General features: G+C 59.6%; 19 protein-coding genes. 15 read left to right on the top strand and 4 right to left on the bottom strand.

Annotation, left to right across the window (positions count from 1 at the left end; genetic code table 11):
• Positions 1 to 30: 30 nt before the first annotated feature.
• Entirely contained in the window at positions 31 to 2,025 is a 1,995-nt protein-coding gene (locus ACQZ48_RS00645; protein WP_448728351.1) for a putative bifunctional diguanylate cyclase/phosphodiesterase, read from the bottom strand.
• Positions 2,026 to 2,341: 316 nt separating this feature from the next.
• Here ACQZ48_RS00645 and ACQZ48_RS00640 point away from each other — a divergent pair, with 316 nt between their 5' ends.
• The 9 genes from ACQZ48_RS00640 to ACQZ48_RS00600 all read left to right on the top strand — a co-directional run bounded on the left by ACQZ48_RS00640 (position 2,342) and on the right by ACQZ48_RS00600 (position 15,285).
• Entirely contained in the window at positions 2,342 to 3,388 is a 1,047-nt protein-coding gene (locus tag ACQZ48_RS00640; RefSeq protein WP_162520321.1) for a class I SAM-dependent methyltransferase, read from the top strand.
• 92 nt (positions 3,389 to 3,480) lie between these two features.
• On the top strand, positions 3,481 to 4,305 hold the full coding sequence (locus ACQZ48_RS00635; protein WP_149147599.1) for a bifunctional allantoicase/(S)-ureidoglycine aminohydrolase: 825 nt from the start codon (positions 3,481 to 3,483) through the stop codon (positions 4,303 to 4,305).
• Positions 4,306 to 4,473: 168 nt separating this feature from the next.
• Positions 4,474 to 5,979, top strand: a complete 1,506-nt coding sequence (locus ACQZ48_RS00630; protein WP_448728350.1) for a diguanylate cyclase domain-containing protein — start codon at positions 4,474 to 4,476, stop codon at positions 5,977 to 5,979.
• Positions 5,980 to 6,403: 424 nt separating this feature from the next.
• The gene (locus tag ACQZ48_RS00625) at positions 6,404 to 7,594 is read left to right on the top strand and encodes an efflux RND transporter periplasmic adaptor subunit (protein ID WP_448728349.1); all 1,191 of its coding nucleotides are present in this window, start codon (positions 6,404 to 6,406) and stop codon (positions 7,592 to 7,594) included.
• A gap of 12 nt (positions 7,595 to 7,606) precedes the next feature.
• Complete coding sequence (locus ACQZ48_RS00620) at positions 7,607 to 10,741, top strand: multidrug efflux RND transporter permease subunit (RefSeq protein WP_448728348.1); 3,135 nt, start codon at positions 7,607 to 7,609, stop codon at positions 10,739 to 10,741.
• A 118-nt stretch (positions 10,742 to 10,859) separates the two neighbouring features.
• Positions 10,860 to 11,483, top strand: coding sequence for a TetR family transcriptional regulator (locus ACQZ48_RS00615; RefSeq protein WP_149147596.1), 624 nt, complete (start codon positions 10,860 to 10,862; stop codon positions 11,481 to 11,483).
• Between the two features lie 201 nt (positions 11,484 to 11,684).
• Positions 11,685 to 13,208 (top strand): sugar ABC transporter ATP-binding protein, encoded by a 1,524-nt coding sequence (locus ACQZ48_RS00610; RefSeq protein WP_077984251.1) that lies wholly within the window; start codon positions 11,685 to 11,687, stop codon positions 13,206 to 13,208.
• 50 nt (positions 13,209 to 13,258) lie between these two features.
• Positions 13,259 to 14,260, top strand: a complete 1,002-nt coding sequence (locus ACQZ48_RS00605) for an ABC transporter permease (protein ID WP_448728347.1) — start codon at positions 13,259 to 13,261, stop codon at positions 14,258 to 14,260.
• Positions 14,261 to 14,331: 71 nt separating this feature from the next.
• On the top strand, positions 14,332 to 15,285 hold the full coding sequence (locus tag ACQZ48_RS00600; protein ID WP_448728346.1) for a substrate-binding domain-containing protein: 954 nt from the start codon (positions 14,332 to 14,334) through the stop codon (positions 15,283 to 15,285).
• A gap of 56 nt (positions 15,286 to 15,341) precedes the next feature.
• Here ACQZ48_RS00600 and ACQZ48_RS00595 read toward each other — a convergent pair whose 3' ends face one another.
• Positions 15,342 to 16,235 (bottom strand): LysR family transcriptional regulator, encoded by an 894-nt coding sequence (locus ACQZ48_RS00595; RefSeq protein ID WP_077984248.1) that lies wholly within the window; start codon positions 16,233 to 16,235, stop codon positions 15,342 to 15,344.
• Positions 16,236 to 16,772: 537 nt separating this feature from the next.
• Here ACQZ48_RS00595 and odc2 point away from each other — a divergent pair.
• From odc2 to ACQZ48_RS00565, 6 genes are all read left to right on the top strand, one after another.
• Entirely contained in the window at positions 16,773 to 17,906 is a 1,134-nt protein-coding gene (odc2, locus tag ACQZ48_RS00590; RefSeq protein ID WP_080796126.1) for an ornithine/lysine decarboxylase, read from the top strand.
• 250 nt (positions 17,907 to 18,156) lie between these two features.
• Positions 18,157 to 18,726, top strand: coding sequence for a GNAT family N-acetyltransferase (locus tag ACQZ48_RS00585; RefSeq protein WP_448728345.1), 570 nt, complete (start codon positions 18,157 to 18,159; stop codon positions 18,724 to 18,726).
• 142 nt (positions 18,727 to 18,868) lie between these two features.
• On the top strand, positions 18,869 to 19,270 hold the full coding sequence (locus ACQZ48_RS00580) for a MarR family winged helix-turn-helix transcriptional regulator (RefSeq protein ID WP_137411706.1): 402 nt from the start codon (positions 18,869 to 18,871) through the stop codon (positions 19,268 to 19,270).
• Between the two features lie 89 nt (positions 19,271 to 19,359).
• Positions 19,360 to 20,655 carry an MFS transporter gene (locus ACQZ48_RS00575; RefSeq protein WP_149147541.1) on the top strand — a complete coding sequence of 432 codons (1,296 nt, stop codon included), beginning with the start codon at positions 19,360 to 19,362 and terminating at the stop codon, positions 20,653 to 20,655.
• A 311-nt stretch (positions 20,656 to 20,966) separates the two neighbouring features.
• Complete coding sequence (locus ACQZ48_RS00570; protein ID WP_448728344.1) at positions 20,967 to 21,665, top strand: OmpW/AlkL family protein; 699 nt, start codon at positions 20,967 to 20,969, stop codon at positions 21,663 to 21,665.
• 209 nt (positions 21,666 to 21,874) lie between these two features.
• Positions 21,875 to 22,318: a glyoxalase superfamily protein gene (locus tag ACQZ48_RS00565; protein WP_077984241.1), complete on the top strand. Its 444-nt coding sequence runs from the start codon at positions 21,875 to 21,877 to the stop codon at positions 22,316 to 22,318.
• 71 nt (positions 22,319 to 22,389) lie between these two features.
• Here ACQZ48_RS00565 and ACQZ48_RS00560 read toward each other — a convergent pair whose 3' ends face one another.
• The gene (locus ACQZ48_RS00560) at positions 22,390 to 23,451 is read right to left on the bottom strand and encodes a sn-glycerol-3-phosphate import ATP-binding protein UgpC (RefSeq protein ID WP_269824098.1); all 1,062 of its coding nucleotides are present in this window, start codon (positions 23,449 to 23,451) and stop codon (positions 22,390 to 22,392) included.
• Positions 23,451 to 24,299 carry a sn-glycerol-3-phosphate ABC transporter permease UgpE gene (gene ugpE / locus ACQZ48_RS00555; protein ID WP_077984239.1) on the bottom strand — a complete coding sequence of 283 codons (849 nt, stop codon included), beginning with the start codon at positions 24,297 to 24,299 and terminating at the stop codon, positions 23,451 to 23,453. Before ugpE ends, ACQZ48_RS00560 begins: the two co-directional genes overlap by 1 nt.
• Positions 24,300 to 24,308 lie beyond the last annotated feature (9 nt).

Here is a 24,308-nt window from a genome sequence, read left to right as displayed (position 1 = left end):
ATGAGGGCAATCTGCGCTGACATCGCTGGATCAGGCGGGGCGCAGCAGCATGTTGGGGCGCGGATAGGGCGCCGCCGCCGCGCTCAGCCTCTCGGCCCCGACCGGACGCCCAATATAATAACCCTGCGCGTAGTCGATCTCCATCTGCCGCACGAGCCTCAGCTGTTCCTCGGTCTCCACGCCTTCGATCAGGATCTTGTGGCCGCGATTGCGGATGAGGCGGATCATGTCCTGCAGCATCGCGCGTCCGCGCGGGGCCTTGCTGTCGTGCAGGAAGGAGCGGTCGATCTTGACGGTATCGAAATCCGTCATGCGCAGCCAGGAGAGCCCGGCAAAACCGGTCCCGAAATCATCAAGCCAGATATTTATACCAAGCGTTTTCAGGTCGTTCAGACACCGTAGCACGTCTGAGTGCATTTCCATGTCGACGCCTTCGGTGATTTCGAAGGCGAGCCTGTTGCCGGCAATGCCGGCCTCCACGAGAATGGCGGCCACCGAGGTTGCGAATCCGGGATTCTTCAATTGCATCGGCGAGACGTTGACGCTGACGACGGCCACCTTGTCATCGGCCAGTATTTGTTTGCAAACCGTCTTGATGGTCCACAGGCCAAGTTCCATGATCGTGCCGGTACGTTCGGCAATCGGGATGAAGACGCCAGGCGCGACGGGAGTGCCATCCAGCAGGCGGAGCCGCATCAGCGCCTCTACCCCTGCGGTCTCGTTGGTCGAAACGTTGAGAATAGGCTGATAGACGAGGGAAACGAGATTTTCCGCGACGGCGATTTTCAGCAGGGCGGCAATATTCTCGGTCTCGTCGCTGGTCTGCGGATCGTTCGGATCGAACAGCTTCATGCAGTTGCGGCCATTGCCCTTGGCGATATAGAGCGCGCGGTCGGCTTCATTGATGATCTTTTCCAATTTGCCGTCCGGATTGGGACGGGTGAACGACGCACCTATGCTGACGGTGACAATGAAGGTGCCATCGCGGCGCTGGTCATGCGGGAGCGACAGACTTTCAACTGTGTGGCGGATCGTCTCGGCAAGCTCACCCACCTGCTGCCTGGTCTTGAACGGCGCCAGCACGATGAATTCTTCGCCGCCATAGCGGCCGATGGAAGCGCCGTGTTCGGTGATCGCATCCTGCAGGGCGTTGCCCACAGTCACCAGGCATTTGTCCCCTTCCTGATGGCCGTAACGGTCGTTGTATTTCTTGAAGAAGTCGACGTCGATGAGGAAAACGGCAAAGCCTTCTTCCTTCCTGATCCAATTTTCCCACAGAAGGCGCAGATGGTGGTCGATGGCGCGGCGGTTCTGCAGGCCCGTCAGGGAATCGGTATTGGAAAGCCGCAACAGCGCCTGGCCACGCTCGTCCGCCGCCTTTTGCTGGGCCTTCGCCTCCAGTGCGTTGACGAACACATGGTAGCGTTCCCGGTTCAGGTTCCAGTTCACGTAAGAGGTGAAGACGAAGCAGGAAATGTAGAAGGTGCCGAAGGCGATCTTGTAGAAGCCATCTTCGGGAAACTGCATAGCCGCCACAAAATAGGAGACGAGAATAATTCCTGAAGACACCAGTGACAGATGGAAGCGGAAGGTGAAAAACAGATTGGCGCCCATCATGAATATCGCCCCGAAAACCATGTAATAGGACATGTTTTCAGTATTGTCGGTCAACAGCGAAGGGAGCAGCCAACCGATATATCCCATGACGAGAGCCGTGGCGCAGGTGAGATCGAGCGCGGCAGTACTTGCACCCTTGCGCAGCTGGATTTCCAGCGTCAACAGGGATGAAAGGACGACGGCGAAGCGTGCAAGAATGGTATAGGGCGCGACGTCGGGTATGAGAATGATGTCGGTTGCGGCAAATAGCAGATAGATTAAAACAGCGGTCCACAGGCCCCGGCGGATCGAACCACGGCGGCTGCGTTCACCTTCCTGCTGGTAAAGGGCAAGAAGTTCATCAGAAAACCGGGAGTCCGGCCGCCGATAGTCTTGCTGTCCACTCACCTCTCCCAATGTGTGCTTCATGCACTTTCCCATAGTGTTGCGTATACTTTATTAAGTAACTGCTTATTCCACTTTTCCGTGTGCTTCCGCACCCGTTGCGGGTTCCCGTCGATCTCTGCCGATGCGTGCGGAGAATATGGAAAGGAAGAACGCATTATACGTTCGCAACATTAAGTTTTACTAAATCGCGTATCTGCTTTCTCCCGTCCTCACGAGTGTGACCAAAAAAATACGCTAATTTACTAATGCATCCCTACACCGCTCAAAAATCGAAAGCGAGTGGCCATCCGCCTCCCAGAAACGTATAGTTAACAATGTGTTAATACTGGAGGCTGAAGTGGTGCGGGTAAAGAAAAAAAATCTTGACGGGGCAAGTCTGATCACCCCGGATACTGTCGCAAAGGAGATTTTTGCGCGCAGAACGGAAACATTCGATGAGCAGTTCGCAGTTGCGAAAGCAGAGGTGGCGCTCATTCTCGAATTGGCACAACAGCAATTCGACAATCGTGTTTCAGCACGTGAGATAATACATAGAATAGCAGGTGCACTTCATCTCCTGCGTGATAAGCTCCACTCCAGCGTGTGGGCTGAACTGATACCGCTGGTACAGAATCACCCCGTTTCGCACCGTTTTCTGGAAGACCCGTTCACGCGTTGGTCCTTCGAAAAGCCGCGTGGCTATTCGGGCGACGCGCAGTTGCTGGATTTCATTTATGGCCACGACAGCGTTGCGGAACTGGTGAAAAAGGCCACGCCGCTCGGTGCGGCCCTTTACGACTACACGAAGGACGCCAGTTCCTCGGTCGCCGTGCGCGAGCGGCGCGATTTGCTGACGCGGTTCGTTGACGAGGCCGCAGCCCGGCATGGCGATGAGACGGAAATCCTCACCATCGCTTCCGGCCATCTGCGCGAGGCGGATGCCTCCGTGGCGCTGAAAGAGGGCCGGATCAAGCGCTGGGTGGCGCTCGATCAGGATCCCTTGAGCGTCGGTTCCGTCGCCCGTGATTTCAACGGCAGCTGCATTGAGGCGATCGATGGTTCCGTGCGTGATATCGTGCTGCGCACGCAGGAACTCGGCACTTTCGACCTGATCTATGCGGCCGGTCTTTACGATTATCTGAACGACCGCGTGGCGATCAAACTCACGCGGCGCTGCATGGAGATGCTGAAACCCGGCGGCATGTTCCTCTTCGCCAATTTCTCGGAAGACATCGTCGTCGACGGTTACATGGAAACCTTCATGAACTGGGCGCTGCTGTTGCGCTCCAAGGCGGATATGTGGCGAATCGTCAATGCCAGCGCCGATCCTGCGAGCATCGAGGCGGAGGTGTTTTTCGGTGAGAACCACAATATCGTCTACGCGACAATGCGGAAGAAGGTGTGATGTCCTTCGGACCGATCTCTGTTTGCCAATAACTATTTGATTAAACGCCGGCGCGGCCTTAAGAATCCGCGCCGAATGCGTTGCTGAATGGAATGGCTGAAATGAAAAGATATTATTCGGATATGGGTGGTCTGCCGGGACAGACGGAACTTCTGTCGAGCAAGGCGGTGTTCAAGACCGCCTATGCGGTCATTCCCAAAACCGTCATGTCCGATATCGTAACAAGCGTTCTGCCGCACTGGACCGGCACTCGCGCGTGGATCATCGCCCGGCCGATGACGGGTTTTTCCGAAACCTTCGCGCAATATATCGTCGAGGTGCAGCCGGGCGGCGGCAGTGAGCGGCCGGAACCGGACGCGCGGGCTGAAGCCGCGATCTTCGTCGTTGACGGCGAAATGACCGTGGAATTCGAGGGCGTGCAGCACGCGCTGCGGGAGGGTTCATTCGCCTTCCTGCCTGCCGGTTCCCGCTGGCGGCTTCGCAATTCGGGCAAGGCGCCGGTCAAGTTCCATTGGGTCCGCAAGGCGTTTCAGGCGGTTGACGGGCTGGAGCTTCCGCCGGCGATCTTTTCGCATGAAGACGCGATCGCCCTCTCGGCCATGCCTGACACGGAAGGCAAATGGGCAACGACCCGTTTCATCGATCCGGAAGATGTGCGCTATGATATGCATCTCAACATCGTTACCTTCGAGCCGGGCGCGACCATTCCCTTCATGGAAACCCATGTGATGGAACATGGTCTTTATGTCCTGGAAGGCAAGGCCGTCTACCGGCTGAACGAGGACTGGGTAGAAGTTGAGGCTGGGGACTTCATGTGGCTGCGCGCCTATTGCCCGCAGGCCTGTTATGCGGGTGGACCGGGCCGGTTCCGTTACCTGCTCTACAAGGATGTGAACCGCCACGTGAAGCTCTGGTAACGGGCATCATAGTCACAAAGCTCAGGAATTATCGCCCAATCTGACGGTTTGCGCGATAAATGCTTGCGTTAAATCGAATATCCCTAATAAATCCGGAGATGCGGGCGGCCATTGCTGCCCCGCACCCTTTCGGCCTTCATCCGCATTTACCTCAAGAAGAATGCCCGCATGAGTGAGACGACCGATACCAGCATCTTCAATCTTGCGCCCGTGGCGATGTGGATAGAAGATTTCAGCGAGGTGAAAAGCCAGTTCGATATCTGGCGGTCTCAGGGCGTGGAGGATATCAGGGCGTTTCTTCTCGAAGATTTATCAAGGGTAGCGGCTTGTTCGCAGAAAATCCGTGTGATTAAGGTCAACCCCAGGACGCTGGAGCTGTTCGAGGCCCGTGATCAGGCGCATCTCGTTGACAATCTGCACCGGATTTTTCGTGACGACATGCTGGAAAGCCATGTGAACGAGCTTTCCGAACTCTGGGCGGGCAAGACGGAGTTCACCAGCAACGCGGTGAATTATTCAATCGGCGGCAAGCGACTGGATATTCAGCTGCGCGGCGCGGTCATTCCCGGCCACGAAGAAACACTCGGGCGGCTGCTTTTGACCACCGAGGATGTGACGGAGCGGGAGGAAGCCCGCCGCAAGGAGCTTCTCAACCGTCGTTATGCCGAAGGTATGTTCAAACACTCACCCGTTTCCCTGTGGGTGGAAGATTTCAGCCGGGTGCGGCGATTGATCGAGGAGGTCAGGGACCGCGGCATCGTCGATTTCCGCGTGTTCATGGATGTGCATCCCGAATTCGTGCGGCAATGCATGAGCGAAATCCGCGTCATCGACGTCAACCGCGCGACGCTTGACCTGTTCTGCGCGCCGGACCGGCAGGTCCTGTTGCAGCGGCTAGGCGATATTTTCCGTGGTGAGATGGAAAAGCCGTTCCGGGAACAGCTGATGGAGCTTTGGAACGGCAATCTCACCCACCATCGCGAGGTGGTGAATTATGCGCTTGACGGCTCGGAGCGGCACGTTCTCCTGCATTTTTCCGTTTTTCCGGGCCATGAGCACGACTGGTCGCTGGTGCAGGTGGCGCTGACGGATATTACCGCGCGCAAGAAGGCGGAAGCCTACCTCGAGTATCTCGGCAAGCACGATGTGCTGACCAAGCTGCACAACCGCGCTTTCTATTCGGACGAGCTGAACCGGCTGGAGCGCAGCGCGCTCAGGCCGGTTTCCGCCATCGTCATCGATCTCAACGGCCTGAAGGATGCCAATGACAAGCTCGGCCACGATGCCGGCGACGCGTTGCTGCGGCGGGTGGGCGAGGTGCTGAACGGTGTGGTGACTGCGCCGAACCATGCCGCGCGCATCGGCGGTGACGAATTCGCCATCCTTCTCCCCGGCGCCGACAAGCAGGTCGCCGCCGCCATGGTGGAAACCGTCTACGAACTGCTGAAGATCAACAACCAGTTCTATTCCAGCGCGCCGCTAAGCCTCTCGCTGGGTGTGGCGACCAGCGAGGCCGGCGAGACGATGGAATCGCTGGTGCGCCGGGCCGACATGAATATGTACGAGCAGAAGAACGCCTATTATGCGGCATTGCGCAACAGAGCCGCCGACAATAACGACACGACGAAGGGCGGCCCGCAGCCGGAAGCCTCCTCGCTGAAGCGCCTGTTCTAAGGAAAGGCGAGGGGAGTTCTTGTCTTCCGCGACGGTTTGCATGGTCTCGACGACATCCCTGCGCTTGTCTTACTGCTGTCCGGTTTAAATTTCCGGACAGGCTGCAGTCTCTTGAAGTCGGTGATGAAGGGTGAGCATTCCCTCAATGTCATCCTCGGTCTTGTGCCGAGGATCTAACCACGTCGAATAAAATCGATACGGTGGCAGATCCTCGGGACAGGCCCGAGGATGACGTCGGCGCAATTGGCCCGACTTCTCCCTCGCATTTCACGGTTCCGCTCTTCCTTGGTGTTCTTTCAGGGTCGCACACATCTTCACAAGCGCGTGAGAGCGCTTTTGCACTGCAGCAATTCTATTGCCGAAATTTTACATACGTATTAGTATGTATGTAAATGTGACCTATTTTATGGATTCGGAGCGCAGTATGGCGAAGAGATTTGGGCAGATCGTAGCGGTGTTGTTGACAGGCATCGTCCTGGTCGGGTGTAGCGACGAGCAGGCGTCCGCACCCGCCGCCCCGCCGCCCGGTGCGGTCAAGGTCGTGACCGTGAAGCCGGAAGAACTGCCCATCACCAACGAATTGCCTGGACGCATCGCGCCGACGCGGCTTGCCGAAGTACGTCCGCGCGTTTCCGGCATCATCGTCGAGCGGGTGTTCGAGCAGGGCTCGCTGGTGAAGGAAGGCGACGTGCTCTACCGGATCGATCCCGCACCCTTCCAGGTGCGCGTCGATAGCGCCGAAGGCACGCTGCGCCGGGCGCAGGCTGCGCAACTGCAGGCGCGGCAGACTGCCGACCGTCAGCAGCAGCTGCGCCGCTCCAATGTCGGCTCTCAGCAGGAATTCGACAATGCCGTCGCTTTGCTGGCGCAAGCCGATGCCGAAGTGGCGGTGGCGGAGGCCGGCGTTGCGGAAGCAAGGCTCAATCTGCAATATGCCGATGTGAAGGCGCCGATCAGCGGCGTCATCGGCCGGGCGCGCATCACCGAAGGCGCGCTGGTCAGCGCGACCGGTTCTGAAAGCCTGGCGACGATCCAGCAGCTCGATCCGATCTATGCCGATTTTACCCAGCCGGCCGCCGATCTCATTCGCCTGCGCAAGGCGCTGCAAGACGGCCAGCTGATGACCGGCAAGAACGAGGCCGAAGTCAACCTGCTGTTTGATGATGGCAGCCGTTATCCGGTGTCAGGCCGCCTGCTGTTCTCCGAGGCAGCGGTGGATGAAACCACCGGCCAGGTGACGTTGCGCGGCGAATTTCCCAACCCGAATGGCGATCTTTTGCCGGGCATGTATGTTCGCGTCCAGATCCAGCAGGGTATCCAGAAGGCGGCCTTTGCCGTGCCGCAGCAGGCGGTGCAGCGCGACGCGGGCGGGCAGGCAAGCGTTCTTGTCGTGAATGCCGAAGACACGGTCGAACAGCGGCGCGTGAGCGTGGGACGCTCCATCGGTGATCGCTGGGTGATTTCGGAGGGGCTGAAGGATGGCGATCGCGTCGTTGCCGAAGGTTTCCAGAAAACCGCGCCGGGCGCGAAGGTGAAGCCGGAACCGTGGTCGCCGGAGCCCGATGTCACTGCCGCCGCCGGCAGCGAGAGCGCTGTCCCGGCCGCAAAGCAATAAGGACCGATTTCCATGGCACGTTTTTTCATCGATCGGCCCATTTTTGCCTGGGTCGTCGCCATCTTCATCATGCTGGCGGGCCTGCTCGCCATTCCCATGCTGCCGATTGCGCAATATCCGAATGTGGCCCCGCCACAGATTTCGATCGGCACTAACTATCCGGGCGCCTCGCCGGAAGACATCTACCAGAGTGTTACCCGACCTATCGAGGAAGAGCTGAACGGCGTTCCCGGTCTCATCTACTTTGAGTCGACGTCGGAATCCTCCGGCCGTATTTCGATCAACGTGACGTTCGAGCCCGGCACCAATATCGGTGAAGCCCAGGTCGAAGTCCAAAACCGCATTGCCCGCGTCGAACCCCGTCTGCCGCGCTCTGTGACGCAGCAGGGACTGCGTGTGGAACAGGCCGGCACATCGTTTCTGATGATGGTGGCGCTGACCTCCGTCGACGGCAACACCGATGCCATCGGTCTTGGCGATTATCTCAGCCGCAACGTGCTGGGTGAATTGCGGCGTGTGCCGGGTGTCGGCAGCGCGCAGCTGTTCGCCACCCAGCGCTCCATGCGCATCTGGATGGATCCCGACAAGATGTTGGGCCTCAGCCTGACCTCGGACGATGTCATCAACGCCATTCAGGCGCAGAACTCGCAGGTGGCCGCTGGCCGCATCGGCGCATCGCCGAACCCTGTCGGCCAGCAGATTTCGGCCACCGTCAACGTTCAGGGTCAGTTGACCTCTCCGGAGGAATTCGGTTCCATCGTGTTGCGCGCCAATCCCGATGGCTCATCGGTGCGGCTGCGTGATGTCGCACGTGTCGAAGTGGGGGGCGAGAGCTACAATTTCTCGAGCCGTCTCAACGGCAAGCCCAGTGCGGCCATCGGCGTCCAGCTGTCGCCGACGGCAAATGCCATGCAGACCTCCGAAGGCGTGCGCGCGACGATGGAGGAGTTGTCACGCTATTTCCCGCAGGGCATCGAGTATGAGATACCCTATGATACCAGTCCCTTCGTCAAGATCTCGATCGAGAAGGTCATTCACACGCTGATAGAGGCAATGATCCTCGTCTTTGTGGTGATGTTCGTCTTCCTGCAGAACATCCGCTACACGATCATTCCGACACTGGTGGTGCCCGTGGCGCTGCTCGGCACCTGCGCCGTCATGTATGTCTCGGGGTTTTCGATCAACGTGCTCACCATGTTCGCCATGGTTCTCGCCATCGGCATTCTGGTGGACGACGCTATTGTTGTCGTGGAAAATGTTGAGCGCATCATGGCGGAGGAGCATCTGCCGCCGAAGGAGGCGACCCGCAAGGCCATGGGCCAGATTTCGGGCGCCATCATCGGCATCACGCTGGTGCTGACCGCGGTGTTCGTACCGATGGCCTTTTTCCCCGGAGCCGTTGGCATCATCTACCAGCAGTTCAGTCTGACGATGGTGGTTTCCATCCTGTTTTCGGGCTTCCTGGCACTGTCTCTCACGCCCGCGCTCTGTGCTTCTTTCCTGAAGCCGATCAAGGCAGGGCATCACGAGAAAAAAGGATTTTTTGGCTGGTTCAACCGCAATTTCGATAAGGCGTCGCACAAATACTCCTCGTCGGTGGGGGGCATCATCAAGCGCTCCGGCCGTTTCATGATCATCTATGCGGCGCTGCTTGCCGGTCTCGGCTGGGCCTATATGCAGCTGCCAAGCTCGTTCCTGCCCAACGAGGATCAGGGCTATCTGATCGTCGATATTCAGGCGCCGGCGGAAGCCAGCACCGAGCGCACGCTGCAATCCATCCAGCAGATCGAGAAAATCTTCATGGAAGAGCCGGCGGTGGAGCGCGTCATTGCGATCTCGGGATTCTCCTTCTCCGGCTCCGGCCAGAATGCGGGTCTCGCTTTCGCGACGCTGAAGGACTGGAGCGAACGCGGGCCGGAGGATTCGGCTGCGGCCATCTCCGCCCGGATCAACGGCAAGCTTTGGGGCCTGCCGGATGCCATGTCGTTCGCCTTGTCGCCGCCGCCTATTCAGGGTCTGGGCAACTCGAGCGGTTTCACCTTCCGTCTTCAGGACAGGTCGGGTGCCGGTCAGACCGCGCTCAGCGCAGCGGGCGCCCAGCTCATGGCCGCCGCCCGCCAGAGCCCCATCCTTGCCGGTCTTCGCATCGAAGGCATGCCGGATGCGGCGCAGGTCAATCTCATCATCGACCGTGAAAAGGCCAATACCTTCGGTGTGACCTTCAGCGACATCAACGCCACCATCTCGGCCAATATGGGGTCGTCCTACGTCAACGATTTCCCCAATGCCGGCCGCATGCAGCGTGTGACGGTGCAGGCGGAGCTGGGCCAGCGCATGAAGACCGAGGATCTTTTGAACCTCAACGTCCGCAACGCCAATGGCGGCATGGTGCCGGTCAGCTCATTCGCTTCGGTGGAATGGGTGCGCGGCCCCTCGCAGGTGGTCGGTTATAACGGCTATCCGGCGATCCGTATCAGCGGCCAGTCCGCACCGGGTTACTCCTCCGGCGATGCGATTGCCGAAATGGAGCGTCTGGCGCGCGAACTGCCGGGTGGTTTCGGTTTCGAATGGACCGGCCAGTCGCTGCAGGAAATCCAGTCGGGCTCACAGGCGCCGGCCCTGATCGGCCTTAGCGTGCTGTTCGTCTTCCTGCTGCTGGCCGCGCTTTACGAAAGCTGGTCCATCCCTCTCTCCGTCATGCTGGTGGTGCCGCTCGGGGTCATCGGTTCGGTGGCGGCGGTGATGATGCGCGGCATGCCGAACGACGTCTACTTCCTGGTGGGTCTTGTCGCCATCATTGGTCTCTCGGCCAAGAACGCGATCCTGATCATCGAATTCGCCAAGGATTTGCGGGCGGAAGGAAAATCCACCTATGATGCGACGGTGGAGGCGGCGCATCTGCGCTTCCGACCGATCCTGATGACGTCGCTTGCCTTCTCGCTCGGTGTGTTGCCCATGGCGATCGCATCTGGTGCCAGTGCGGCGAGCCAGAACGCCATCGGCACCGGTGTTCTCGGCGGCATGATCTCGGCGACGATCCTCGCGATCTTCTTCGTTCCCGTGTTCTTCGTTTTTGTCATGAAGTTTTTCGGGGATCGGAAGAAGGGGGACAAGATTGCTGCTGACGCTGTGTCGCCGGCGGAATAAAACGGATGTGACAGCTGGGCGAAAAGTCACATGAATGCGTTCATTTGGCTGACAGCCCGGCACTGCAAACAAGGTACGGTGCGAAAGCGCCGTGCCGCGACTGGAAGGAGACATCAGCATGCGCCGAACCAAGGCCGAGGCGGAAGAGACGCGTCAGGCGATCCTTGCCGCCGCCGAGCGGGTGTTCTTCAAAAAGGGCGTGGCCAACAGCTCGCTGGATGAGGTGGCGGCTGCGGCCGGCGTCACGCGTGGTGCCATATACTGGCATTTTTCCAGCAAGACCGATCTCTTTATCGGCCTCTATCAATCTGTGTCCCTGCCGGAATCGGATTTGCTCGATTTCGGCGACCCCGACGTCAAGGGGCTGGCTCTGCTCGCCAAGATCGAGGAAGCCGCCTGCAAATGGCTGACGCTTCTTTCAAAAGATGAACAGCGCCAGCGCATCATGACCATCAGCCTGCGCACCAATTACTCCGATGAGTTCGCTCCGGTGCTGCACGCGCAGGAAGAACTGGATCGGTATCACAAGGATCGGCTCGAGGCCGCTTTCGCACGGGCGCAGGCGGAAGGCGCATTCAACGACAACTGGACGGCGGACTCTGCGCTCGATGCGCTATACTGGCTGCTGAAAGGCATGTGCTCCGACTGGCTGCTGTTCGGCAAGCGGTTCGATCTGGCCAGGGAGGGTGCCGAAGCCGTGCACCGCCTGATGAAGGGTTTCCAGCGCTCCTCCGCATCATGACGGGACTTCCGGGACCTTCTGGTTTGCGGTTCATACGGTCAAATTTGAGTGTATTCTAAAAGACCAGCGAAAATTGCTTTACGTACCTCAAAACGAACGCTAGCTTCTTCTTCGGGCTTTGGGAGGAGTTCGCACATGGTCATTTCAAATAAAATTAAGGGACAAGCGCCGTCCGTTCCTACGGGACACCGGTGAGGGCGCATGGCTTTTGCTGACGAATCTCCAGACCCGGCCTTGATCCGGACGGTTGGGCTATCGAAGTCTTTCGGTCCGGTACAGGTTCTGAAGGACATCGAGATTGCGGTGCAGGCCGGCGAGGTCCACGCGATCATCGGTGAGAACGGCGCCGGCAAGTCGACGCTGATGAAGCTTCTGGCCGGCAATGAGAAGCCGTCGGGCGGGGAAATCCGCATCGATGGCGAGGCCGTTGCGCTCACCGGACCGGTGGACGCCGAACATCGCGGCATCGTCCTCGTGCATCAGGAAATATTGCTGGCCCCGGATTTGACGGTGGCGCAGAACATCTATCTCGGCCGTGAATTATGCAGAGGTCCGACGGTGGATGATCGCGCGATGCGCGCCGGCGCCCGCAAGGCGATCGCCGATCTTGGCGGTACGATCGATCCGGACGCCATTGTCGGCAGCCTGTCGATTGCCCAGCGGCAGCTCGTGCAGATCGCCCGTGTGCTGCTGGTGCCGCACCGGGTGGTCATTTTCGATGAGCCGACGGCGAGCCTTACCCCCATCGAAACGGATGCGCTGCTGAATGTCATCAGGGACATCCGGGCGAAGGGTGTGGCCGTGCTTTATATTTCGCATCGTCTGCCGGAGGTGAAGGAGATCGCCGACCGGGTGACGGTTCTGCGAGACGGCAGACTGGTCGCCTCCCATCCGGCATCGACGCTGGAGCCTGCGGATATGGCGCGTCTGATGGTGGGGCGCGACGTTGCCAAGCTTTATCCGGACCGTGTCGCCGGCGGAGAGCACGAGCCGGTTCTGCAGGTGGAGCATTTTACCGTTCCGGCCTATGCTCAGGATGCCGGTTTCAGCCTGGGCAGGGGCGAAATCCTCGGTTTTGCCGGTCTGGTTGGCGCGGGCAGAACGGAGCTTATGGAGGGGATACTCGGCCTGCGCGCCGGTCGGGGAACGGTGCGTCATCACGGCAGGCCGGTGCATTTCGCAACGGCGGAAGACAGCCTGAAGGCCGGAATCGTTTACCTGAGCGAGGACCGCAAGGGCAAGGGCCTGCTGCTCGCCAAGGATTTGCGTGTCAATCTCACGCTTGCCGCGCTCAAGAAATTCAGCCGGCTGTTTCAGATCGATACCCGCCGGGAAACGGCGGCGCTCGATGATGCGGTCCGGGATTTCGACATCCGCACCGGCCGCAAGGATTTGCTGGCGGGCCAGCTTTCCGGCGGCAACCAACAGAAGCTTCTGCTGGCCAAGATGATGCTGCTCGATCCATCCATCGTCATCATCGACGAACCGACGCGCGGTATCGATATCGGCACCAAGGAGCAAATTTACCGCTTCATCGCCAGGCTTGCGGATGAGGGGCGTTCGATCATCGTGGTTTCTTCGGAAATGCCGGAGCTGATCGGCATTTGCGACCGCATTCTGGTGATGCGGTCGGGCCGGATCGTCGGTGAGGTGACGGGTGAGCGCATGACCGAGAACGACATCGTGACACTGGCGACGGGTGTTCATACGCAGGAACCCGCCTGAGCGCCCGTGTCCCGGGAAACATGGCCTGACAAAAGAGACTGAGGGGAAATATGACTGAGGCCGCATTTGACAACGGCAAAACGCCGAAGACCTCGAAGGACTGGGACCTGCGCGCCGTCGCGCCGTTCGTGGCGCTGGCCCTGCTGCTGGTTCTCGGCGCCATCGCCAATCCCAATTTCATCGGCATCGACAATTTGTTGAACGTCACTACGCGCAGCGCCTTCATCGCCATCATCGCGCTCGGCGCAACTTACGTCATCACATCGGGCGGGCTTGATCTTTCCGTCGGGGCCATGGTCGCATTCGTCGCCAGCCTGATGATCCTGTTCATGAATAGCGGCGTCATCGCAAGTCCGCTTTTAATGCTGCTCACCGCCATGGCGCTGGCGCTCGCGATCGGTGCTGCCTGTGGGCTAATGAACGGTCTCATCACCACCATCGGCCGTATCGAGCCCTTTATCGCCACGCTCGGCACCATGGGCATCTATCGCGGCTTGACCACATGGTTGTCGCAGGGCGGGGCGATCACGCTGCGCAATCCGGAAATCCAGACGCTTTATCGTCCGGTCTATTTCGGCAATGTCTTCGGCGTGCCGGTGCCGGTCATCGTCATCTTCGTTACCGCTGCAATCGCCGCCTTCGTGCTCTATCGCACCCGTTACGGCCGGCATTTGACGGCCGTCGGCTCCAGTGAGGATGTAGCGCGTTATTCCGGTATTTCGGTCACCCGGGTGCGCACCATCGCCTATGTGGTGCAGGGGCTGTGTGTCGCCGTTGCGGTGCTGCTTTACGTGCCGCGCCTCGCTTCCACTTCGGCCACCACAGGCATGTTGTGGGAGTTGCAGGCCATCACCGCCGTCGTCGTCGGCGGCACGGCGCTGAGAGGCGGGGTAGGGCGCATCTGGGGGACGATCTGCGGAGCCTTCATTCTGGAGATCGTCGGCAACATCATGATCCTGTCGAACTTCGTCAGCGAATATCTGATCGGCGCCATTCAGGGGGCCATCATCATCATCGCCATGCTGGTGCAGCGCTCGCTCAGCCGCAGGTGACGTATCACGCCGCGCCAGTGGGGCAGGCGCGGTCGAAGGAGGAACGCCCCGGTCTTGGGAGGAAAGAGACTATGCGTAGAAAATTCATCGGCGTGGCCTTTGCCGCGCTGGCTGCGGTGCTGGCGGGTCCGGCTCACGCGCAGGACAAGAAGGTCACCATCGGCGTTTCCATTCCAGCGGCCGATCATGGCTGGACGGCGGGCGTCGTCTATCATGCCGAGCGTGTGGCGAAGCTGCTGATGCAGGAGCATCCGGGGCTCAACGTCATCGTCAAGACGTCGCCGGACGCCGCCAATCAGGCAAATGCGCTGCAGGATCTTGCCGTGCAGGGGCTCGATGCGCTTGTCGTGCTGCCATCCGATCCCGATCCGCTGGTCAACGCCATCAAGGAGATCAAGGACAAGGGCACCTTCGTCGCGCTGGTCGACCGCGCGCCGAGCGTCAACGACAATTCGATCCGCGATCTCTATGTTGCCGGCAACAACCCCGCACTTGGCCAGGTGGCCGGCGAATACATCAAGAAGACGACGCCTGACGCCGAAGTCGTGGTCATTCGCGGTCTGCCGATCCCGATCGACCAGCAGCGTCAGGATGGTTTCGACAAGGGTATCGCCGGTTCCAGCGTGAAGGTTCTCGACCGCCAGTACGGCAACTGGAACCGCGATGACGCCTTCCGCGTGATGCAGGACTATCTGACCAAATACAAGAAGATCGACGTGGTCTGGTGTCAGGATGACGACATGGCTATCGGCGTGCTGGAGGCCATCCAGCAGGCGAAACGCACCGATATCCAGTATATCGTTGCGGGCGCCGGCTCCAAGGACATGATCAAGAAGGTGATGGACGGCGACAAGCTGGTGCCTGTCGACGTACTCTATCCGCCGGCAATGGTGGCGACAGCCATGCAATTGACCGCTGGGCACTTCTACGATCAGGTGCCGGTCGCGGGTGAATATATCCTCGATGCGACGCTGATCACCAAGGACAATGCCGAGCAGTTCTACTTCCCGGATTCGCCATTCTGATCTGATTTTCCGCTAGTACCGACGCCCGCCGCAAGGCGGGCGTTTCATTTTGCGGACTACCCGTTCTTCCTGAACCAGGCCGAGAGATAGTCCACGAAGCTGCGCACCTTGGCGGGCAGGTAGCGGCGATGCGGATAGACCGCATAGATACCCCTGTCCTTGGAAATATAATCGTCGAACAGCGTCACCAGTTCGCCGGACTGGATATAGGGTCTGGCGATGAAATCCGGCACGAGCGCGATGCCGAGCCCGGCACGGGCGGCGCGTAGCGTCGCCTGCGGGCTGTTGACCTCGATCGGTCCGCTGATGGTGACGGAGTTCGAACCGCCATCCGGCTCCAGATACCGCACCGTATTGTGAAACCGTGTATTGGTGTCGATGATGAAGGGGACGCGGGAGAAATCCTGCGGGCCATGGAGTGGCCCGTGTTTCGCCACGAAATCTGCCGTCGCCACCGCATAGACCCGGAAATCGGAAAGCTTGCGGGCTATGAGGCCCGAATCCTCCAGCCGGGTTATCCGAACCGCGAGATCGAAACCCTCCTCGATCAGATCGACGAATCGGTCTTCCGCGACGATTTCGAGCGAGAGTTCTGGATTTTCCTTGGCGAAGTCGATCAGGCTCTGGCCGACATCGGCGTCGATGAAGGTGCGGGGAACGGAAATCCTGAGCTTACCCTTCAGATCGGCATTCTTCTCGCGCACCAGATCGGCAAGGTTATCGATCTCCTTCAAAATGTCGGAAGCCGTGCGGTAATAGGTGTGCCCGGCCTCCGTCAGCGAGAACTGCCGGGTGGTGCGATTGAGGAGCAGCGCGCCGAGATCGTCCTCCAGTTCCCGAACATATTTGGACAGGAGCGCCTTGGATCGCCCTGTCTTGCGCGCCGCGGCGGAAAAACCCTCCGCTTCGACGACATCGATAAAGGCGCGGATGCGGGTGAGCGTGTCCATGAAAATCCTCCGGTTCGTTCCATATAATTGAACGGCGAGGACGGACTGTTCAACCCTTAATTCATTGCCGAAAAAATCCGCTCTTTGGTGAAAAAATCCTCTTGATTATGACTGCGAATATTCTTATCTCCCGTGCTGCCCAAAGTCGCACGTGCCCATGTGTGTCCGCCGAGTCCTCGATGTGGTGAGGATTTAGGTAAGGTACCTGGAACTAACCCCTCCAGTCGCTATTCCGGCCAACCGGGAAATGCGAGGACATACGAAGCAACGACGGTGCGGGCCTTTCTGGTTCTCTGCCGGCTTTCCATCAGCCGGGGTACTAAAGAGGCACACCATCATTGCCTGAAGTGCGGTCGGGTCATTCCCTCCAATCAATGGCAGACAAAGCCGAATGATGCTCTGGCAGGGCGTCGTTCACATTCGCGCCTTGAGCGTGTGCTATCGATTCTGCGCCTCCACCGGCTGATTCGAATGCATATCTCGAGCGTCCTTTGTCCTTCGGATTTTTCCGAAGCCGGTTTAACAGGGAATACATCGATGACGACTGCACGCATTCTCGACTTCATCAAGACCCGACGTCCCGAAGGCCCTTGCCTCGTGGTTGATCTCGACGTCGTGCGCGACAATTTCAACGCTTTCCGGCACTCCCTGCCGAACAGCGCCATCTACTATGCCGTCAAGGCAAACCCGGCTCCGGAAATCCTGAAGCTGCTCGCTTCGCTCGGCTCCAACTTCGATTGCGCCTCCGTGGCTGAAATCCAGATGGCGCTCGATGCCGGTGCGACGGCCGACCGTATCTCCTTCGGCAACACCATCAAGAAGGAACGCGATGTTGCACGCGCCCATGCGCTCGGCATCGATCTCTTCGCCGTGGACAGCCATGAGGAAGTCGAGAAGGTCGCCCGCGCCGCTCCCGGCGCGCGCGTCTTCTGCCGCGTGCTGACGGATGGCGAAGGTGCGGAATGGCCGCTGTCGCGCAAGTTCGGCTGCGTGCCGCAGATGGCTGTCGACGTTCTGGTCTATGCACACCAGCTCGGCCTCGAATCCTATGGCGTATCCTTCCATGTCGGTTCGCAGATGATGAATCTCGACGCATGGGATGCGGCGCTGGCCGATGCCAAGCGCGTCTTCGCGTCGCTTGCCAAGCAGGGCATCCATCTGCAGATGGTCAATATGGGTGGCGGTTTCCCGACCAAGTATCTGCGCGACGTTCCGGCTGCCGAAGAATACGGCCAGGCGATCGACACGGCGCTGCGCAAGCACTTCGGCAACCAGATCCCGAAGACGATCATCGAGCCGGGCCGCGGCATGGTGGGCAATGCCGGCGTCATCAAGGCGGAAGTCGTTCTTGTCTCGAAGAAGTCCGACAATGACAACCACCGCTGGGTGTTCCTCGACATCGGCAAATTCGGCGGTCTCGCCGAGACGATGGACGAGGCGATCCGTTACCCGATCCGCACCGAGCGCGATCAGGACGAGATGGAGCCCTGCGTTCTGGCCGGCCCGACCTGCGACAGTGCCGATGTGCTGTATGAAAAGAACATGTACCCGCTGCCGGTCTCTCTGACTATCGGCGATGAAGTTCTGATCGAAGGCACGGGCGCCTATACGACCACCTATTCGGCGGTCGCCTTCAACGGCTTCGAACCGCTGAAGGCTTACGTCATCTAAGCATCGGGCCGAAAAGTGTAACGCGGTTTTCGGAAAACCCGATGTGCAGGTCAAAAAGTCCGAGCGCCGTCCGCTGAAAAGGGCGGCGTCTCGACCAAGCTTCCGTTCCGGCCCTGCCGATTGTGCTGTTGCGCAAATCCCTGCTTGCTGCACCTCTTCCAGCCGAGGAAAGCGTGTCGGCGGGCCGGAACGGCTCCACCAATTTTCATCAAGGGCCGCGTGTGGGCGGTAGTGTGACGGGAGGCCAAGGATGGCCGCTCTTTTGAATTCGGTACGGTCGTTTTTCACACCGCAGACATTTCATATCGATCAGGAAAATCCGGGCGATGTCGTCGCCCGTGAGAACCTGCTGGACCGTACCATGGGCGCAGGCCGCCGCCGCAAGTCTTCCGAAAAGCTGCGCGCCGGCCGCGTTCCGGCCGAAGGCTTGGCGCTCGTCGCCCGCGATGAGGACGGCCATGTCATCGGCACGGTGCGCCTGTGGAACGTCGAGGCCGGCATCTCGCGCGAAGGCCGCGCCGTCGAAGCGCTGCTGCTCGGCCCGCTGGCCGTCGATGCCGCCCATGAGGGGAAAGGCATCGGCTCGGCGCTGATGCGCGCTGCCATTGCCGAGGCAACCAAGCGAGGCCACGGCGCCGTTCTTCTGGTTGGCGATGCACCTTATTACGAGCGCTTCGGCTTTTTCCCCGACAAGGCCCAGCACCTCATCATGCCCGGCCCGTTCGAGCGCAGCCGTTTCCTGGCGCTGGAGCTGAAAGCCGGCTGGCTTGATGGCGTTGCCGGCCTGCTGGTGGCAAGCGGCCGCAGGCTCTCTGCCTGAGACAAGCCCGATACTGATATCAACCCCCGGCCTAAAACCGGGGGTTTGTTTTTACGCTGTGATCCGAGCGTGCGGCTTTTCCCGTCGATAGTTTTCAGTCGCCTCTTGCGCATAGAAATTTACGGGTATATACCCGAGACAAATGCCAAATGATCGTTGCCACTGCATTCTGTTGCGCAAAGCATCCCGCAAGGTTTCGTCTTATTATGACGAAGCCCTGGCGCCGCTTGGCGTCAATATCGGTCAGTTCAGCCTGTTGCGGAATATCAACCGCACCGCGCCTGTCTCGCTGACCGATCTGGCCGCGCGGGTGGAACTGGATCGTTCCACAGTCGGCCGCAACGCTAAGGTGCTGGCTCGCATGGGTCTGGTGGCCATCGGCCATGGTGAGGATCAGCGGGAAGCGATGCTGACCGTGACGAGGGAAGGGCATGCGATCCTGAAAGCGGGCGCGCCGCTCTGGGATGGCGTGCAGGATGAAATCGAGGCCCGGCTTGGGCCTGAGAAGACAGCACAATTACAGGAACTGCTCGCAGCTCTGTAATTTTTTGGAACATAAGCGGGTATCTGCCCGCAATACAGGGTATATACCCGTAAACTATCGACCGCGGCCGCTGGAAAGGGAAATTGAACATGCTCTCCACACGCCTCGCCAGCTGGATGGCCGGCAGAAATCTGCATTATGGCTGGCTTGTTGCTGCAACCACCTTCCTGACGATGTTGGCCACCGCCGGTGCGATGGGGTCCGCAGGGGTGATGATCCAGCCGCTGCATCAGGAATTCGGCTGGGATATCGCCGATATTTCCTCCGCAATGGCCGTCAGGCTGGTGCTTTTTGGTCTGCTCGGGCCTTTTGCCGCTGCCTTCATGAATCATTTCGGCGTCCGGCAGGTGGTGTCCACCGCGCTTGCCCTGATCATGGGCGGCATTGTCGCCTCTTTCTTCATGACTGAGGTATGGCAATTGCTGCTGCTCTGGGGCGTGGTGATCGGTGTCGGCACCGGTATGACCGCGCTGGTATTGGGCGCCACCGTGGCGACACGCTGGTTCTCCAAGCGTCGCGGCCTGGTGATCGGCCTCATGACGGCGAGCAACGCTACTGGCCAGCTGGTTTTCCTGCCGCTGCTGGCGGCGTTGACGGAAGCCTACGGTTGGCGAACCGCTTTGACCCTTTCCGTTGCGGTGATCGCAACCGCGATGGTCCTCGTGCTGCTTTTGATGCGTGACCATCCTGCCGATGTCGGCCTGCCGGCCTATGGCGAGACAGCGGTGGCAAAACCGGTCAAGCAGGATCACAATCTCCTCGCCACACTGGCATCGCCGCTGGTGACCTTGAAGAGCGTATCGGGCAACCCGGTGTTCTGGGTGCTTTTCGGCACTTTCTTTGTCTGCGGGCTTTCGACCAACGGCCTCATCCAGACCCACTGGATTTCGATCTGCGGCGATTTCGGCATGGCCGCGGTGACGGCGGCGGGTACGCTGGCGGTAATCGGTATTTTCGATTTCTTCGGCACCATCTTTGCCGGCTGGCTTTCCGACCGGTTCGATAATCGCTTCCTGCTTTTCTGGTTCTACGGTCTGCGTGGCCTGTCCCTGCTTTATCTCTCATTCTCGGGGTTCAGCTTCGTGGAGCTTTCGGTCTTCGCCGTCTTTTATGGGCTGGATTGGGTGGCGACCGTACCGCCGACGGTGAAACTTGCCGCCGAGAATTTCGGCCGTGAAAAGGCCGGTCTCGTTTTCGGCTGGGTGTTTGCCGGCCATCAGCTGGGAGCCGCCACCGCCGCCTTTGGCGCCGGGTTCTTCAAGAGCGATTTCGATACCTATATGCCCGCACTGCAGATTGCCGGTCTGATGTGCATGATCGCGGCCGTCTCGGTTCTGCTTCTGCGCAAGCCGGGCTCCGCAACCCTGACGCCCCAGGCCGCGTGATAGAGATGATGCACTGGAAGGAGGCCTGCAAATGCGGGCCTTTTTTTTATTTTTCCGGTATCTGTCGGGCGCGTTGTGCATCCGCTTTTCGATCGCTGGACGGCGCTTGTTGCGTAATTGTCACAATGTTTGCCGGTTGATCGTTCCGATCCATGATCGGCGTCCCGGTTTGATCCATCTCAATCGGCCTGCCTTCCCCTTCGTCATAGTGGTTCCGAAGCGGTTGCGGCGGGCGAAGATTCGCTAAAGCCCGCCGTCATCAGCCGGTTCCGGGGACTTGCCCGGCTGCGGTGCGCTATAGGAGAGATGGAATGACGAACAGAAACAAAAAAACCGCCTTGTTTGCCAGTGTCGCGGCTGGTGTTGCGGCCATGCTGGTATCCGCCAATGCCATGGCCGCCGACCTGGCCCAGGCAGCGCCGACCCCCACCGCCGAAGAGGCGATTGCGGCGGCAAGCCCGTGGATGCTGCGCGTGCGCGGCCTCGGCGTCATCACCCATGCCAGCGGCAGCGTCGATGGCGTGCCGGGCGCGGGCCTGTCCTATTCGGACACCGTGATCCCGGAACTCGACATCAGCTATTTCTTCACCGAAAACTTTGCGGCCGAACTCATCCTCGGCACCACCTATGCCAAGATCAACGGCGAGGGCGTGCTCGCCGGCACGCCTGTCGGCAAGACGTGGTTGCTGCCGCCGACACTGACGCTGCAATATCACTTCACCGATTTCGGTGCGTTCAAGCCTTACATCGGCGCGGGCGTGAACTATTCGCTGTTCTATAACCAGTCGGAAAAGCCCGGTTTCAGCAATCTCGATGTCAAGAACAAGCTAGGTGCTGCCGTGCAAGTCGGTTTCGACTATATGCTGGACGAACATTGGGGCGTGAACTTCGACGTGAAGAAAATCTTCCTCAAGACCGACTGGACCGCCGAACTGGGTGGCACGCCGATCAGCGGCAAGGCCAAGCTCGATCCCTGGCTGATCGGCGCGGGTATCACCTATCGCTTCTGATCACGGGATCGGCTGAGCGCTGCCTTTGACGGGCGACGCTTTCTGAGCTATAGGGACGGCCACGGGCGTAAGAGCCCCGGCCGTCCGCAGGCGTTTACGCCCTTGGTGAAGCTCTTTCTTCAATAACGGTCATCCCATGTTTTGCATGTCGTCGATGGCAACGCGGACCCCCTTCGGAATAGTCGGCATGCGCATGTTGGAGAACCGTTATGAACGTGTCCAAACCGCTTCCCGCGCTTGAGGGGCTGAAAGAACAGGCAAAACGCCTGCGCGCCGCCCTTGAGGATCAGGGGCAAGCAATCACCCATTCGAAAGCGCTGGAACTCATCGCCGCGCAATATGGCTTCCGCGACTGGAACACCCTCCACGCATCGGCCGGCAACCGCCCCGCCTTCAACCCCTATCTTCTGGGGTCAAGGGTGGAAGGTTTTTACCTCGGCCAACCCTTCGTGGCTTCCGTTCTAGGTGTGCAGGCGCTCGGCGGCGATCCCGAACGCTACCGGCTGACCCTGCATCTCGATGATCCCGTGGATGTGGTGACTTTCGAAAGCTTTTCCGCTTTCCGGCAGCGCGTTCATTGCAATGTCGATACGTCCGGTCGCACCGTGGAGAAAACCTCCAATGGCCGGCCGCAAGTGGAACTCGTCTGGTAAGGAACTGGCGGAGATTCTAGCGATAGTGCGAGCACCCGCCGACTGGCGGGTGTCCGTTTTCGTAGGCAAGTTTAGATTCTCTTCCCCGCCGCATCGAACAGGTGAAAATCCTTTGCCTGTGCGGCTATCTTCAGCGTTTCGCCGATGCGCAGTTGCGAGCGGCCGTGAACGCGGAAAACGATGGTGGTGCCGTCAGCGAAGGAGCCGTGCACGTAGCTTTCCGCGCCCACCAGCTCGACGGCGTCCACCTGCACGGTTCCGGTGAAGGCGGCATCTGCGGGGGCTTCATCGGCAAGAGTAATATCTTCGGGGCGGATGCCGAGCGTGGCGACGCCCTGCGGCAGTGCCGGGGTTCCCTGCACCGACCAGCCGGAAGAGCCGTTTGCCGATGTCGCGTCATGGTTCAGCAGGTTCATGGAAGGCGAGCCGATAAAGGTGGCGACGAAGGTGGTGGCCGGTTTTTCGTAAAGCTCGATCGGCGTGCCCATCTGCTCGATGCGGCCGGCATTCAGCACTACCAGCCGGTCGGCCAGCGTCATGGCCTCCATCTGGTCATGGGTGACATAAACGCTTGTCGTGGCGAGCGAGCGTTGCAGGCGGCGGATTTCCACGCGCATCTGCACACGCAGCTTGGCATCGAGGTTGGACAGCGGCTCGTCGAACAGGAAGGCCGCCGGCTTGCGCACGATGGCGCGGCCCATGGCCACACGCTGGCGCTGGCCGCCGGAAAGCTGGCGCGGTTTGCGCTCCAGGAACTGTTCGATCTCCAGCGCCTTTGCCGCCTCGGTAATTCGCCGTTCGATCTCCTCCTTCGGCGTATTGCGGTTCTTCAGGCCATAGGCAAGGTTTTGGCGCACCGTCATATGCGGATAAAGCGCATAGTTCTGGAACACCATGGCGATATCGCGGTCGGAGGGCTCGAGATCGTTGACGACCCGGTCGCCGATGACGATCTGGCCGCCGGAAATACCTTCCAGACCGGCGATCATGCGCAGTAGGGTAGATTTTCCACAGCCGGAGGGGCCGACCAGCACGATCATTTCGCCGTCGGCGATGTCCATCGACACGCCCTTGATGGCCTCGACATTGCCGCCATAAACCTTGCGGACGTCTTTCAGCGCAATTTTTGCCATTACTTCTCGGTCTCCACCAAACCTTTGACGAACCAGCGCTGCATCAGCACCACAACGATAATCGGGGGGATGATGGCGAGGATCGCCGTCACCATCACATAATTCCAGGGCGTCGAAGCGTCGGTAAAATCCACCATGCGCTTGAGGCCGATGATGATCGTGTTCATCTTGGCGTCGTTGGTCACGAGCAGCGGCCAGAGATATTGGGTCCAGCCATAGATGAACAGGATCACGAACAGAGCGGCGATATTGGTTCTCGACAGCGGCAGCAGGATATCCCGCATGAAGCGGAACGGCCCTGCATTGTCGATACGCGCCGCCTCGACCAGCTCGCCGGGAATGGTCAGGAAGAACTGCCGGAACAGGAAGGTTGCCGTCGCAGATGCCATCAGCGGCAGCGTAAGCCCCGCATAGGTGTCGATCAGCCCAAGATCGACGATGACCTTGTAGGTCGGCAGGATACGCACTTCCACCGGCAGCATGAGCGTGATGAAGATCATCCAGAAAAAGCCCATGCGGAAGGGAAAGCGGAAAAACACGATGGCGAAGGCCGACAGGAACGAAATGACGATCTTGCCGATGGCGATGGCGAGCGCCACGACGAAGCTGTTGAACAACAGCCGTTCGAGGCTCACACCGACCACTCTTTCGACACCGCCAACCATGGCCTCGGCGTAATTGGCGCCAAGATGGTCACCGGGCAGGAGAGACATGGGCGGGCGGATGATATCCGTCGACGTCATGGAGGAGGCGACGAAGGTGTAATAGATCGGGAAGGCCACGATGATGATGCCGAGTACCAGCATCAGATGGGCGACCACACGGGCGACCGGGCGATTTTCAATCATGGGAAATCC

This window comes from Agrobacterium sp. 22-209-1 (assembly GCF_053522485.1).
This window is presented reverse-complemented; position numbering and strand designations above follow the sequence as displayed.